Below are 14689 nucleotides of genomic sequence, written 5' to 3'. Positions count from 1 at the left end.
TACTGATGGCACGCGAGCACGAGCCACCCGTACGGGAGCGCAACAGAACCCGGGTCGCCACCGGCGATCGAGCGCATCCGGGCCGGGACGACGATCGACGCGTCCGGGACGGGCAACATATGTCCGGTGGCCCCGAACGGGGCGATTCGGAACGTTCGCGTGCCGGTCGCCGGACCCGTACCGCGCGGTCCGGGGAACCAGGCGGCCGGGAGCGTACACGCCGCAACCGGGTCGATACGGCCGCCGACCGGGCAATGGGCACGCCGGAATTCGACAAGGCGGCCCGCCGGGCGAAAGTGCGGGCCGAGAAGCGCCGGCAATCGGGCCCGCAGCTCCTGGACCCCGCCACCCGATCCCGGTTGGAAGAAGTCAGCCGGGAAGGCACCGGTATCCGTGCGGCCTGGGCCACCTTCCGGGTCCGCACCGACGATATCCGCCGCCGTAATTACGCCGCCCGCGCCGAGCAGGAGTACCAGGACGGATTCGACCGGCAGACCGCCCAGCTGACCGAACGCGGATTCGCCGGGGCCGGCGGCGGCCGGATGAACGTAGTTGGCCGGCCGGTCGAGTATCGTGCCACCACCGCGCAGGTCGCGGGCCTGTGGCCGTGGTCGGTCGGCGCCGGCGCACCGTTGATCGGTACCCCGCTCGGCTCTCATCTGCACACCGGCTCGCCGGTGTGCTTCGATCCGATGAACTGGTTCATGCGCGGTAGTTTCATCACCGCGCCCAGCCTTTTCGTGCTTGGGCTCAACGGTTTCGGTAAATCGTCGCTGGTGCGCCGGATCGTGCTCGGCGGGGTGGCACAGAACATCACCCCGCTGGTACTCGCCGACGTGAAACCCGATTACCGCCGCCTGGTGGAACTCGTCGGTGGCCAGGTCATCGACCTGGGCTACGGACACGGCAAACTGAATCCGCTCGCCGGTGGGGTACTCGGCGATATCGTGCCGCGTCTGGAGGAACACCCGGAGTTGCAGCGCCAGGTGCTGCAGGATCTGCGGGCCCGCCAGGTCACGCTGATCGCCGGTCTGGTGGAACTGGTGCGCGGGGCCAGGGTTCGCGATTACGAGGAGACACTCATCGCCACGGCGTTGCGCATCCTCTACCGGCCGGGCAGCGGTTACACCCCGGATCAGCCGCCGATCATGGAGAATCTGCTGGAAGTCATCGTCGCCGGCGGCGAGGAGATGATGCTCGACGCCGGCGCCGACAGCCCCACCGAATACCATGAGGCGATCCGCGGGTTGCGGCGTTCGCTGCGCGCCCTTACCCAGGGCCCGTTCGGCGCGGTGTTCAACGGGCAGACATCAGTGCCGATCGACACCGATTCGGTGGCGGTGTGCATCGATGTTTCGCATATCCCCAACGGGGACAAGAAACTCAAGGCCGCCGTCATGCTGGCCTGCTGGGCAGACGGCTTCGCCGCAGTCGAGGCAGCGCATACCCTCACCGACGCGGGGATGGCGCCGCAGCGTTACTTCCAGGTCGTGATGGACGAGCTGTGGCAAGTGCTGGGCCTGGGGGATTTCATGGTCGACCGGGTCGACGAACTGACCCGTCTGCAGCGCGGTATCGCGACCGCGCTGATCATGATCAGCCATACGATCAAGGATCTGCAGTCGCTGGGTTCGGAAGCTGCCATCGCCAAGGCTCTCGGTTTCCTGGAGCGGGCGCGGGCCAAGATCTTCGGCGCCCTGCCTGCCGAGGAGATCAAACGGCTGGACAGTACAGTCCCGTTCACCGCGGCCGAAGAAGATATGGTGACCAGTTGGTCGGCACCGCAGGCTCTGACCGGGGAGGCGCTCAGACCCGGCCAGGTCAGACCTTCCCCGCCGGGTACCGGCAAATTCCTGTTGAAGATCGGTGAGGACCGCCGGCCGGGCATTCCCTTCCATATGGAGTTCACTCCCGCCGAGAAGCTCAGCGGGATCCACGACACCAACCAGCGCTTCGAGGAATTCACCTCCTACCCGGGCCGCTACGCCGCCGAGCGGGCCGCCGCCCCGGACAGTTCACGACCGGTAGGCGGGAGCGATTCATGATGCCGCATCGGTCCTATCGCCGGGTCTCGCCGGAGGTCCGGGCCGCGGCGGTGGAACAGGTCCAAGCTCTGACCGGCAAGTTGCGCAGTGAGTCGGAAGCGTGCCGGTTGGTCGCCGAACAGATCGGCGTGCACACCAATTCGGTGCGCAACTGGGTGCGGGCCGCCGAAGGACCGAGCCTGGAACGAATGGACGCAGCCGCGCTGCGTCGCAAGGTCACCCTGCTGCAGCAGCAACTGGCCGCCGCAGCCGAGGTGAACCGCGCTCTGGCCGACACTCTGAACGACACCCGGCGCGACACGTGAACCCCGCGGGAGCCCGGTGAACGCGAAAACCGTGCTGTGGACCTGCCTCGGCCTGGTACTCGGCCTGATGACGGTCATCCTCGTCATCGTGATGCCGGCGGTGGACGATCCCTGTGAGGGCGGTTCGGTACTCGACCCGAACCAGACCACCCTGCCGCCGCTGGGCGGTTACCCGCCCGGTGATCCACGCGCCGCGGGCGAAAGCGGAACGCCGGACGGTTCGGCCACCAACCCCACGCTGACCGCTACACCGTCGCTGGCCGCCGGGGCGGGACCGCTGGGCCGTACCTGGCCGATGGCCGCCGGGACATATTCGGTATCCGATGTCTTCGGTTCCCGTGGGGGCGGGCACAAAGGTGTCGACCTGGCGGCCCCCGACGGTACGCCGATCTTCTCGGTGGCCGACGGGATCGTGGTGGCCGCGGGTCCTGCCTCGGGTTTCGGCAACTGGATCGTCATCGATTCGGTCGATCCGGGCAACGGGCGCGCGTATTCCGCGGTGTACGGACATATGTGGGACAGCGGTGTACTGGTCCGGGTCGGTCAAGTCGTCCGGGGTGGACAGCATATCGGCGCGGTCGGGTCGGCCGGTGAATCCAGTGGTCCGCACCTGCATTTCGAGATCGTGCCGGGTGGCCGTTTCACCGGTGGCCGGCAGATCGATCCGATGCCCTGGCTCGACGGCGCGCCCACCCCCGATCTGGGTGGCGCCCGCGCCTATTCGACCGATCCGGAATGCGTGCGCGGTTTCGGTACCCAGGGCGGTTCCCTGGCCGACGGGAAAGTGCCGCCGGAACTGGAGATCTGGTACCGCCGCGCCGGGTCGCTGTGCCCCGAGGTCACACCGTCGTTGCTGGCCGCGCAGGGGCGCCAGGAGTCCGGTTTCCGGCGGGGACTCACCTCGCCGGCCGGCGCACAGGGGCTGGCGCAGTTCCTGCCCGGTACCGCCGCGAGTATCAATCCGGACGACGGTCAGCCCTATGTCATCGACGCCGACGGCAACGGTGTGGCCAGCGTATGGGACGACGGTGATGCCATCGTGGGACAGGGCCGGTACATGTGCGCGATCGCGCACAAGATCAACGGCTGGATCGGTGAGGGGCAGGTTCAGGGCGATGTGGTGGCACTGACGCTGGCGGCCTACAACGCCGGCGAGGGAGCGGTACTGGCCTCCGGCGGGATGCCGAACCAGGTGGCCGCGCACTACTCCGAAACCCAGCCCTATGTCACGAACATCCTGGCCATGGAAGCGGAATACCGCGCTCCCGGAGCCGCGGGCCGTTTCACACCCGATACCGAGGGGTCGGCGGGTGACCAGGTGGTCCAGGCCGCGCACGAATGGCTGGGCACACCGTATGTGTGGGGCGGTGGCGGTCCGCAGGGTCCCAGCGGGGGCGGGCTCGACGGCCCGGGCCTGACCTCGGCCGCGGTGTTCGCCGCTTCCGCCGGCGAGGTATCCCTGCCGCGTACCGCCGAGCAGCAGTGGGAGGCCGGGACCGAGGTACCGGTGGCCAACGTCCGGCCGGGAGATCTGGTGTTCAGCGAGTTCGGCCCACGCGGTCCGGGGCGGGTCGGGATCTACACCGGGAACGGGCAGATGATCCAGGCGGCTCCCGCACTGACCGCGGATTCGCCCGGTGGAGTCGCCGAAACCGCGGTACCCGGTGACGCCCGGGCGAGGAGGGTGCTGTGAACACGCGCGGATCGGCGCCGTTTACGAGGCCCGGGCGGTTAGCCTGGAACGAGAAGACGAGTGCTGGTGCGGGACTGGTGGTGATGCTGATGCTGGCCATCACGGTACTGAGTGGATGCGGCGGCAGTGGCGAGGACGTGGGATCGAGTGGTGCAGCGGCCACTTCGACCCCCCGGCGGCTCGAGGCCGTGCCCGCCCCGGATCCGGTGACCCCCGACGGGGTCGCGGTGGCGGCGTTGCGTGAGATCTATCAGTGGGAACCCGCCACCGAGAAATCGGGTGATTCGCTGGAGCGGGCACGGAAATGGCTGGGTCCGAGTCTGGTCCGAGTACTGGACGCGTCGACGGCCACCACCGGTGCGCCGGCCGTCTCGCTGCAGTGGGGTGACTGGGCCGCCGCGGGTGCGCGGGTGGAGGCGTTCACCTTCGCGTCCGGGGACCGCCCTCCGGCCGGCCCGGATCCCGCCGTTGCGCAGTTCAAGATCGGAATAGAGCAGACCGTCGTCTACCCGGGCGGCCGCGAGGAACCCCTGGCGCCGTCCACCGTTATCGCGACCGTCGTACGTACGCCCCAGGGCTGGCGTCTCGACGGCTACCGGTGACCCGGCAGGCATCATTCAGGAGGCAGGAATGGCGAAGAAGAAACCGGTGAAGGATCCGGCCGCGGTCGGGCCCGATCTGACCCTCATCGCGATCTACGTCGGCGGCGCCGTTCTGGGAACCCTCTGGGTGGCCCTGCATCTGGGCAATATGCTCTCGCTGCAGAAGCAGGACATGCCGGTCAATCCGATCGATATCGTGGCGAAAATGGTCAAGGGCGAGGTGCACTGGCCCACCGGCACCACGGTGATCCTGCTGTTCGTACTGCTCGCGCTGGCCCTGTTCGTCCTGTACCGGCGGCGGTCGACCGCCAAACGCCTGGTGGGCCGGCTCGCCGTCGACGACAAAGCCGATGTGATGGGCAACGGTGGCGCCATCGCCGCGCTGACCGAAGCCGGCGTGCGGGAGAAGGCCCAGAACATGGGCGTGAAGCTCGGCTACAACGACGCGCCGGGAGTGCCGATCGGGGTCGCCGTCGCCGACGGCACGATGCTGTACGGCTCCTATGAGGATCTGCACCTCGATATCTGGGGTCCGCGCCAGGGCAAATCGACCTCACGGGTGATCCCGGCGATCCTCACCGCGATCGGTCCGGTCCTGGCCACCTCGAACAAACGCGATGTGGTGGACGCGACCCGCGATGTGCGCGAGGCCAAGGGCAGTCGTACCTTCGTCTTCGACCCGCAGGGCGTGGCCGCCGAAGATCCCACCTGGTATTGGAATCCGCTGGCCTGGGTGGATGCGAACAGCGACGGGTGCGAGATGCGCGCCGCGCGCCTGGCCGGTCATTTCGCCGACAGCGACAGCGGTTCCGATTCGCGGAACGACGCCTTCTTCGATCCGGAGGCCGAGGATCTGCTGGCCGGGCTCTTCCTGGCCGCCGCTATCGCGCACAAACCGATCACCCAGATCTGGGAATGGGTGACCGAACCGCAGAACATCGAACCCATCCAGTTCCTGCGCGACGCGGGCCACGACTTCTCCGCCTCCGGTCTGGCCGCGCAGTACAACGCCGATCCGCGGACCCGCAGCGGTATCTTCGGTACCGCCAAGAAGATGGTGCGCTGCCTGAAACTGCGCAATGTCCACAAATGGGTTACGCCGCACCGGGAAGGTGTGGATCTGCCGCGGGTCCAGTTCGACGAACTGGAGTTCATCGAGAAGAACGGAACCCTCTACAGCTTGTCACTGGAGGGCCGCGGTTCGGCGTCGCCATTGGTCAGCGCGCTCACCGAGGCCGTGATCGATGTGGCCATGCGCAAGGCGTCGCGTTCGGCATTCGGGCGGCTGCCGATTCCGCTGCTGGCGGTACTGGACGAGGCTGCGAATGTGGTCCGGTGGAAGGATCTGCCCAAGCAGTACAGCCACTTCGGCTCCCGCGGCATCGTGGTCATGACGGTGCTGCAGTCGTGGGCGCAGGGCGCCCGGTGCTGGGGCGACGACGGGATGAACGCACTGTGGTCGGCCGCCAATATCAAAGTGCTGGGCAGCGGTGTCGACGATACGAACTTCCTGCGGGAGCGTTCGGAAGCCATCGGAGAGCATTCGGCCATCTCGGCCTCGGTATCGGAATCCAAGGGCGGTAAGAGCTATTCGCGTTCGCTGGGTTCCTCGAAGACCTTCACCGTGCAGGCCCTCGCGACCCTGCCGCGCGGCCGGGCCATCGTGTTCTCCTCCGGCGCCCCGCCGGTTCTGGTGCGCACGGTGCCCTGGTGGGAGGGTGAGTACTCGTCCGCGGTGAAGAAATCCATCGAACAGCACGATCCACAACGCAAAACGCTGGTGACCGATCTCATCGGGTCGCCGGCGCTGATCAAACAGCCGGCCACGGAACCGGACCACGGTCCGGCAGGCGCACCCACCGAGCTCGACAAGGAGCCGGTCGGCGCACCCATGACGCTGGACAAGAAGCCGGCAGGCACGGAACCGGATAACGGTCCGGGCGCAACACCCCCTGGTCCGGAGAACGGGCCGGGAGAGAGGCAGGAGGTTCGACCGCGGTGACCGATACTTCCCGACAGCAGATACCGACCTACAGGAACGTGGTGGAGTTCGTCGAGAACTACCTCAGCGTGGTCTATCGCCGGCAGGTCAGTGATCTCAGCGATACCGTGTGGTGCCCCGAATGGTGGAAGCATACGGAAGCGATCGCGCGACTCGACGCCATGTGGCGGGCCTGGGAGCATCTCCGCCAGGACGGCGCCACCGGTATGAGTGTGTGGTTCCTCGACCACGCCGACCAGCATATGGCCGTGCTGCTCGATCCGAAGGGCCCGTTCAAATACTGCAGTGTGCGCAACGGGCACAAGGATATGCTCGTCCCGCTCCCGCTGACGGCTCCGCCACAGGGCATGTTCAGCGATCCCGCGGACAACGGCGAGGAGTCCGCGGACCTCCGGTCGGCCGCCGGCGAGCTGCAGCACTGAATACCTGCCGTACCGGCAGCGGATACGGAAAACGCCCGTCCGACGGACGGGCGTTTTCCGTGAATCCGGCTCAGCGACTGCGTTCGAGGCCGCGGGCCAGCTCCTGTTCCCGGGCGCGTTGTACCGACGGTGCCAGATCGGGCCGGGTGCGTACCGCCTCGCTCGGCGGCGTGGCCTGACCCACCTCGACCAGCATCCGCGCCGCCGCCAGTTCCGGTGCGACACCGATCTTGGCGAGATGTGCGGCCAGGGCCGCGCGTCTCTCCACCGAGTCGTAGCGCACCGCGTCGGCCACAGTGCTCGCCTGCTCCGATTTCTCGGCGAACGAGCTGATGGAGAAGCGATCCTTCTCCAGCTGCACCCCGCGATAGCCCGGCGCATCGCGCTGCGCCACCGCGACACCCGGTGGCCCGACTTCCGCGACCGACCGCGAGATGGTCTGGGACAGAGCGAGATTGCGCGGATCCTTGGACTTGGCGTCACGCGCCTCGCGGATCTGCAGCTCCCGGGCCTCTTTCACCCGGGCCTCGGTCATCTTGACGCGCATCTCGGCCTCACGTTGACCGCGTTCGCGGGCCTTGAGTGCGACCAGTGTCGCGATCTGCAACATCGTCTTCATCATGGCCGCGGTCTCCCGGCCGATGTCGTCCAGTTCCTCGGACATGGCTGCTCCCCGATACTGCGGTGTGCACTATTGGATGTTGTGGTGCCCCGGCGTAGCGGCCCGAACCGGCGGATCGGAACCCGCCGCCCGGCCCGCGAACCGCCCGGCGAAGGTCTGCCCGGCGCGACGCGAACACCGGGAGAACCCGCGAACGGCGCCTCGGCCCGAAACTGCGGCCGATGAGCACGACTCGGTCACGCGCACTCCCTTTTTCGAGATTACCCGAGAAATGGGGGCACAGTCTTCGCAACGTTGCGCCGACCAGCATATATCGCCGGAAACCGAGGTGAGCGGAACTCGCCGGACGGCCGATGGTCCCGGCTCAGTCGATCCGGACCGAATTCAGCGTGACCGGCTGCGTGGGTTTACCGTCGCCGGGCCCGTTGGATTCGTCCTGGCCCTGACCGGCGATCTTGTCCAGCGTCGCCAGTCCACCCTCGTCGACCGTGCCGAAGATCGTGTAGTTCGGCGGCAGCATCGAATCGCCGTACACGATGAAGAACTGGCTGCCGTTGGTGCCCGGTCCGGCGTTGGCCATGGCCAGCACACCGCGCTGATAGCTGATCGGCTGTTGCAGCGCGGGGTCGTTCGGCGCGAACTGATCGGTGGGGTATTCGTTGTCGAATTCGTAGCCCGGACCGCCGCTACCGGTGGCCGTCGGGTCACCGCACTGCAGCACCTTCAGCCCCTCACCCTGGGTGAGCCGGTGGCAGTCGGTGCCGTCGAAGTATCCCTGGCCCGCGAGGCTGGCGAAGCTGTTGACCGTGCAGGGCGACTGCGCGTTGTTCAGGGTCAGCCCCATCGGCCCCTGATTGCTGTCCACGCTGATACTCAGCGAGGAGTTGCCGTCACCGGTCGCGATTCCCTCGGTGCGCGGTTTCTGCACCGGTTTGGCCGCGGGCTCGGCGCTGTCGCGGTAGGTGCAGTTCACACTGGCCGGTTTGGCGGCCGCGGGCGGCGGCGGGGCCGCGCCCGGTGTACTGGACAGCGAGGCGTCCGGTGTCTGCGAGGCGCTGCTCTGGGCCGCGGTATCGGCGTTGTCGCCGCCGCGGGTCAGAAAATACACCCCGGTCACCGCGGCGATCACCACGACGACTCCGAGCGCCGATCCGGCGATGGTCAGTTGCTTACGTTTGCGTGTGCGTTCGGCCCGGTTGGCGAGCTGTCGTTCCAGCTTGCGTTTCGCCGCCGCTCGGCGTTGTTCGTTGCTGGGCACTACCACGTTCCTCCCGTGCGGCGGCCGGACCCGGCAGGTCCGGCCGGTCGCGGCTGGTCTGTTGCTTCCGGCTCTAGAGTCTGCCATCTCCGGCGCGCCGGTCCCGGATATCGCGCGGACCGGCCGCTCGGGGCAGGGTCGTGGCGTAACCGGTTGGACTCGACCGGGCCGGGTGGGGGAAACTGGTTCACCGTGACCAAGACCAGCAGCTTCTCCGCCCCGAAGGGGGTCCCGGATTACGTTCCGCCCGGTTCGGCCGAGTTCGTCGCGGTACGCGACGGCCTGCTCCGCGCCGCCCGACTCGCCGGGTACGGGCATATCGAGCTGCCGGTCTTCGAGGACACCGAACTGTTCGCCCGGGGTGTCGGTGAATCCACCGATGTGGTGAGCAAGGAGATGTTCACCTTCTCCGATCGCAGTGAACGCAGCGTCACGCTCCGGCCGGAAGGCACCGCCGGGGTGATGCGCGCGGTGATCGAACACGGTCTGGACCGGGGCCAGCTTCCGGTGAAACTGAGCTACGCCGGTCCGTTCTTCCGGTACGAGCGGCCGCAGAAGGGCCGGTACCGGCAGCTGCAGCAGGTCGGGGTGGAGGCAATCGGTGTCGACGACCCGGCGCTGGACGCCGAGGTCATCGCGGTCGCCGATACGGGTTTCCGGAGTCTGGGCCTGACGGGGTTCCGTCTGGAGATCACCTCGCTCGGTGACGAGACCTGTCGTCCGCAGTACCGTGAGCGGCTACAGGAGTTCCTGTTCGGACTGGACCTCGACGCGGAGACCCGGCGCCGGGCCGAGATCAACCCGCTGCGGGTGCTCGACGACAAACGGCCCGAGGTACGGGAGATGACCGCGGCGGCGCCGCTGATGATCGACCACCTGTCGGAATCCGCGAAAACCCACTTCGAGCAGGTTCTCGCGTACCTGGACGCACTCGGCGTGCCCTATGTGCTGAATCCGCGCATGGTGCGCGGCCTGGACTACTACACCAAGACGACCTTCGAATTCGTGCACGACGGATTGGGGGCGCAGTCCGGTATCGGCGGGGGCGGCCGCTACGACGGTCTCATGGCCGAACTCGGTGGGCAGGCCCTGTCCGGTATCGGGTTCGGTCTGGGTGTCGATCGCACCGTGCTGGCGCTGGCGGCCGAAGGTGTCACGGCCGGCGATCCGGCTCGCTGCGAAGTATTCGGTGTTCCGCTCGGTGAGTCCGCCAAACAGCGGATGGTGGTGCTGGCGGGCGAGCTGCGGGCGGCGGGCGTACGGGTGGACCTGGTCTACGGCGATCGCGGGGTGAAGGGCGGTATGAAGGCCGCCGATCGGTCGGGCGCGCGGTACACCCTGATCCTGGGCGACCGTGATCTGGCCGAGGGGACCATCGGGCTGAAGGATATGCGGACCGGTGACCAGCGCCAGATCCCGCTCGACGATATCGTCGCCACCCTGACCGCATAGTGCTCGTTCCTGCCGCCGAACAGGCGGGCACGGGTGAGCGGAGCGTCGCGGAGAACCCTTCCGGCGTCCGCCCGGTACCTTGCGGCCATCCGCTACCGGAGCCACATCGGTAGCGGCCGGTGGCGTTCGACGAACGCCGAACGCCACCGAACGCTTCGGTACTCCCGCACCGAACGAACCGTGCACACAGTTCGCCGGCCGACCGGCGGCCGGATGGTCCGACGCTCCCGGGGGTGTCGCTGCTCCATTGTGAAACGCGCCCTGTCCGGCGCGGCCTAGTACTGTCCGGTGCGACCCTGTTCCCGGATCGAAATGCGCCTGCCGTGACCGATGAACCCCCGCCCGATGCCGACCAGCCGATCGGGCTGGACCTCGTCGCCCCCGAGGTCTATGCCCCGGTGCTGCGGCGGCTGGCGCTGGTCACGGTCGGCCTGGCGCTCGGTATCGGCGCGCTCGCCGGTCTTCTGTTCGGTCCGGTCGCGGGTCTGGTGGCGGTAGCGGTGGTGGCGGTACCGGCCGTGGGATACGTCGCGTCGGTCCGGCGGCGCCGGCTGTGGCTCCGCGGTACGACAATCGCCGCCCGTACCCTGCTGCATACCCGGTCGCTGGAGGTTCCGGCGGTCAGCGGGGCCGAACTGCTCGTATACCCCGGCCGGCTGAGCCGCCTGGTCCTGCGGCTCACCGCCGGCCCCGATCGCCAGATCGTGCCACTGGCCATGTACACCGACGCCGGGAGCGGCCGGGAACTGCATCTGCTGGGGCTGCGTCGGCTCGCCGACGCGCTGGCGCGCAGTGAACTCCCCGCGGCACTCGCGGTGGCCGATCTGCTCGTCCATCAACTACGCGCGGAGGCGCGCGACGCGCCGCTTCCGGAACGGCCGCTGTACCGGGCGGTCACACTGACCCGGGCCAAGGACTATGTGGCGCCGATCGTGCTCACCGATCAAGAGATCACGACGCTGTACTGACCGCGGCCGCCGAGTGCTCCGGGATCTCGGCGGTGGCCGCCGCCGGGGCCCTCCGGCCGTGGGATACAGCCGACCGGAAGCCTCGGGACGGTCGTTGTCGGATCGTGCAGTGTGTCAGCCCACCGTCCAGGTCTCGGAACCGGTGAGCAGGTTCTGCAGCGAATCGGGGCCCATCGGGAACCGCTCCCGGGCCGCCGCGGTCTGCGCGCGCACACCGTCGTCGTAGGTGGGCCGGTCCACCGACCGGAAAACGCCGGTCACCACATGGTCGAGGTCTTGATCGGAGAGCCGGGAGAGCGCGTAGGCGTACGCGGGGTCGTCGGTATGCGCGTCGTGGACGATGACCTCGTCGTCGTGGATATTCGCCGCGGGTACCACCGTCAGCCCGAATCCTCTTCGCACCACCGCGTATTCGTTCTCGGCGCCGAACCGCAGCGGGGCGTCGTGGCGTAGGCGGATCAATCGCGATTCGCTGTCGCCGCGGCGCAGCACATCGAAGGACCCGTCGTTGAAGATGGGGCAGTCCTGCAGGATCTCCACGAACGAGGTGCCCCGGTGCTCGGCGGCCGCGCGCAACACCTCGTTCAGGCCGGTGCGGTCGGAGTCCAGCGCTCGGGCGGCGAAGGTCGCCTCGGCGCCGAGAGCTACCGACAGAGTGTTGAACGGGTGGTCGACCGAACCCATCGGGGTCGATTTGGTGACCTTGCCCGGTTCGGAGGTGGGGGAGTATTGCCCCTTGGTCAGGCCGTAGATCCGATTGTTGAACAGCAGGATCGTCATATTGACGTTGCGGCGCAGCGCGTGGATCAGATGGTTGCCGCCGATGGAGAGCGCGTCGCCGTCTCCGGTGACCACCCAGACCGACAGATCCGGCCTGGTCACCGCGAGGCCGGTGGCGATCGCCGGGGCGCGGCCGTGGATGGAATGGATACCGTAGGCGTCGAGGTAGTACGGGAACCGGCTCGAACAGCCGATCCCGGAGACGAACATCAGATTCTCCCGGCGCAGGCCGAGATCGGCCAGGAAACCACGCACAGTCGCGAGGATGACGTAGTCACCGCAGCCCGGGCACCAGCGCACCTCCTGGTCGGAGGTGTAGTCCTTGGCCTTCTGCGGGCCGTCCGCGGTCGGTACCCCGGAGAGGCCGGATACGGGTGTGAGCCCGAGTTCGGTTCCGGTCAGCGATGTTTCGACGATGGTCATACTGCGCCCCCGTTCGTGCGATATGTGGCCCGGGCCCGCGCGGCGCGCGCCTTGTCCTGTTCGAGACCGGCCAGGGTGCCGTCCAGCGCCGCGTCGATGACACCGACGAGTTCCTGGGCGGAGAACGCCGTACCGGCGACCTTGGTCCATGGCTGGACGTCCACCAGGTATTTCGCGCGCAACAGCATCGCCAGCTGGCCGCCGTTCATCTCCGGTGCCACCACCGTGGGATAACGCCGCAGGACCTCGCCCAGATCGGGCGGTAGCGGGTTCAGGTGCCGTAGATGCAGCTGGGCCACCGATACGCCGCGGCGCCGTACCCGGCGGCACGCCTCGCCGATCGGCCCGTAAGAACTACCCCAGCCGACCAGCAGCACCTCGGCCGCGTCGTCGGGGTCGTCCACCTCGGCGGCGGGTACCTCGATCCCGTCGATCTTGGCCTGCCGCAACCGCACCATCAGATCGTGGTTGGCCGGGTCGTAGGAGATATCGCCACTACCATCGGCCTTCTCCAGACCGCCGATGCGGTGCGCCCGGCCCGCCGTGCCCGGTACCGCGAGTGGACGCGCCAGCGTTTCCGGATCACGGGCATAGGGCCGGAAGTCGTCCTCGTCGCCGGTTTCGAACCCCGGGTCGATCGGGGCGAGCTCCGCTACCGAAGGAATGGCCCACGGTTCGGACCCGTTGGCGATCGAACCATCGGAGAGCAGCAGTACCGGCGTCCGGTAGGTCAGCGCTATCCGCGCGGCCTCCACCGCGGTGGCGAAGCAATCGGCGGGGGAGCGCGGCGCCAGGACAGCTACCGGGGATTCGCCGTTTCGGCCGAAGAGCGCCTGCAGCAGATCGGCCTGCTCGGTTTTGGTGGGCAATCCGGTGGACGGGCCGCCGCGCTGTACGTCGACGATCACCAGCGGCAGTTCCGTCATCACGGCCAGCCCGATGGTTTCGCTCTTCAGCGCCAGGCCGGGACCCGAGGTACTGGTCACCCCCAGCGCGCCACCGAAGGACGCCCCCAGCGCCGCGCCGATCCCGGCGATCTCGTCCTCCGCCTGGAACGTGGTGACACCGAAGTTCTTGTACTTGCTCAGTTCGTGCAGGATATCGGAGGCCGGGGTGATCGGATAGGTGCCCAGGAACAGCGGCAGACCCGCCAGAGAACCGGCTGTGATCAGGCCGTATGCCAATGCGGTGTTACCGGTGATCTGCCGGTAGGTGCCGGCCGGGAGCGCGGCCGGGGCGATGCTGTAGGTGGTCGCGAAGGCCTCGGTGGTCTCGCCGTAGTTCCAGCCGGCCCGGAAAGCCAGGATATTGGCCTCGGCGATATCCGGTTTCGCGGCGAATTTCTCCCGCAGGAACTTCTCGGTCCCGCCGATGGGTCGCCCGTACATCCAGGACAGCAGCCCCAGCGCGAACATGTTCTTGGCGCGCTGTCCGTCTTTTTTGCCGACTCCGGTGGATTCGGTCGCGGCCAGCGTGAGCGAGGTCATCGGCACCTGATGGACGACGAATTCATCGAGGCTGCCGTCGGCCAGCGGATCGGCCGCGTAACCGACTTTGGTGAGGTTGCGTTTGGTGAACTCGTCGGTATTGACGATGACGGTGCCACCACGCGGCAACTCGCCAAGATCGGCCTTCAGCGCGGCCGGGTTCATCGCGACCAGCACATCCGGCTGATCACCGGCGGTGAGGATATCGTGGTCGGCGATCTGGATCTGGAACGACGACACACCGGGCAGCGTCCCCTGCGGCGCCCGGATCTCGGCCGGGAAATTGGGCTGAGTGGCGAGATCGTTGCCGAAGGCCGCCGCCTCGTGGGTGAACCGGTCGCCGGTGAGTTGCATACCGTCGCCGGAATCGCCCGCGAAACGGATGACGACGCGGTCCAATACTGCTGTGCCGGAGTCGTTTCCGGTGGATGCGGTATCGGGGCGGCCGATGCTGTCGTGGTGCGAAACCATACGCGTGCTTCACTTCCTCGTCGAAATGAGCTGCCAGCCGTCAACCTACCCCGGTGCGGGGTCGCCGCGCCGGAAAAGCGCGGGGCCGAGTCGGCGGCGGGAGCACAACGAGATGCTCGTGCGCATTGTGTGTGTGGTACCTACCAGAATAGGCGTACC

General features: G+C 67.8%; 12 protein-coding genes. 8 read left to right on the top strand and 4 right to left on the bottom strand.

The annotated features are described in order from the left end of the window. Positions 1-5 precede the first annotated feature (5 nt). From ACWEWT_RS09335 to ACWEWT_RS09310, 6 genes are all read left to right on the top strand, one after another. On the top strand, positions 6-2045 hold the full coding sequence (locus ACWEWT_RS09335) for a hypothetical protein (protein ID WP_452557834.1): 2040 nt from the start codon (positions 6-8) through the stop codon (positions 2043-2045). Then, on the top strand, positions 2042-2350 hold the full coding sequence (locus tag ACWEWT_RS09330; protein ID WP_452557833.1) for a transposase: 309 nt from the start codon (positions 2042-2044) through the stop codon (positions 2348-2350). The genes ACWEWT_RS09335 and ACWEWT_RS09330 overlap by 4 nt, the downstream gene beginning before the upstream one ends. 67 nt (positions 2351-2417) lie before the next feature. Continuing rightward, positions 2418-4043, top strand: coding sequence for a peptidoglycan DD-metalloendopeptidase family protein (locus ACWEWT_RS09325; RefSeq protein WP_452558086.1), 1626 nt, complete (start codon positions 2418-2420; stop codon positions 4041-4043). A gap of 89 nt (positions 4044-4132) precedes the next feature. After that, positions 4133-4645: a hypothetical protein gene (locus ACWEWT_RS09320; protein ID WP_452557832.1), complete on the top strand. Its 513-nt coding sequence runs from the start codon at positions 4133-4135 to the stop codon at positions 4643-4645. A gap of 28 nt (positions 4646-4673) precedes the next feature. Further along, positions 4674-6647: a type IV secretory system conjugative DNA transfer family protein gene (locus ACWEWT_RS09315; RefSeq protein WP_452557831.1), complete on the top strand. Its 1974-nt coding sequence runs from the start codon at positions 4674-4676 to the stop codon at positions 6645-6647. Further along, a complete protein-coding gene (locus ACWEWT_RS09310) occupies positions 6644-7069 on the top strand; it encodes a DUF4913 domain-containing protein (protein WP_452557830.1) in 426 nt (141 codons plus the stop codon). The genes ACWEWT_RS09315 and ACWEWT_RS09310 overlap by 4 nt, the downstream gene beginning before the upstream one ends. 70 nt (positions 7070-7139) lie before the next feature. Here the strand turns inward: ACWEWT_RS09310 and ACWEWT_RS09305 are convergent, their stop codons facing one another. After that, a complete protein-coding gene (locus ACWEWT_RS09305; protein WP_452557829.1) occupies positions 7140-7733 on the bottom strand; it encodes a hypothetical protein in 594 nt (197 codons plus the stop codon). Positions 7734-8055: 322 nt separating this feature from the next. Further along, the gene (locus tag ACWEWT_RS09300) at positions 8056-8949 is read right to left on the bottom strand and encodes a peptidylprolyl isomerase (RefSeq protein ID WP_452557828.1); all 894 of its coding nucleotides are present in this window, start codon (positions 8947-8949) and stop codon (positions 8056-8058) included. 192 nt (positions 8950-9141) lie between these two features. Between ACWEWT_RS09300 and hisS the strand changes: the two genes are divergently transcribed. Both hisS and ACWEWT_RS09290 read left to right on the top strand, forming a co-directional pair. Then, positions 9142-10401 (top strand): histidine--tRNA ligase, encoded by a 1260-nt coding sequence (hisS, locus tag ACWEWT_RS09295; protein WP_452557827.1) that lies wholly within the window; start codon positions 9142-9144, stop codon positions 10399-10401. A 323-nt stretch (positions 10402-10724) separates the two neighbouring features. Then, positions 10725-11369 (top strand): hypothetical protein, encoded by a 645-nt coding sequence (locus tag ACWEWT_RS09290; protein ID WP_452557826.1) that lies wholly within the window; start codon positions 10725-10727, stop codon positions 11367-11369. Between the two features lie 114 nt (positions 11370-11483). Here ACWEWT_RS09290 and ACWEWT_RS09285 read toward each other — a convergent pair whose 3' ends face one another. Further along, positions 11484-12572, bottom strand: coding sequence for a 2-oxoacid:ferredoxin oxidoreductase subunit beta (locus tag ACWEWT_RS09285; protein ID WP_452557825.1), 1089 nt, complete (start codon positions 12570-12572; stop codon positions 11484-11486). After that, complete coding sequence (locus tag ACWEWT_RS09280) at positions 12569-14530, bottom strand: 2-oxoacid:acceptor oxidoreductase subunit alpha (RefSeq protein WP_452557824.1); 1962 nt, start codon at positions 14528-14530, stop codon at positions 12569-12571. The genes ACWEWT_RS09285 and ACWEWT_RS09280 overlap by 4 nt, the downstream gene beginning before the upstream one ends. Between the last annotated feature and the right edge of the window lie 159 nt (positions 14531-14689).

The organism is Nocardia sp. NPDC003963, from assembly GCF_053605105.1.
Note: the sequence above shows the minus strand (reverse complement) of the source record. Positions and strands in the feature narration are given on the sequence as shown.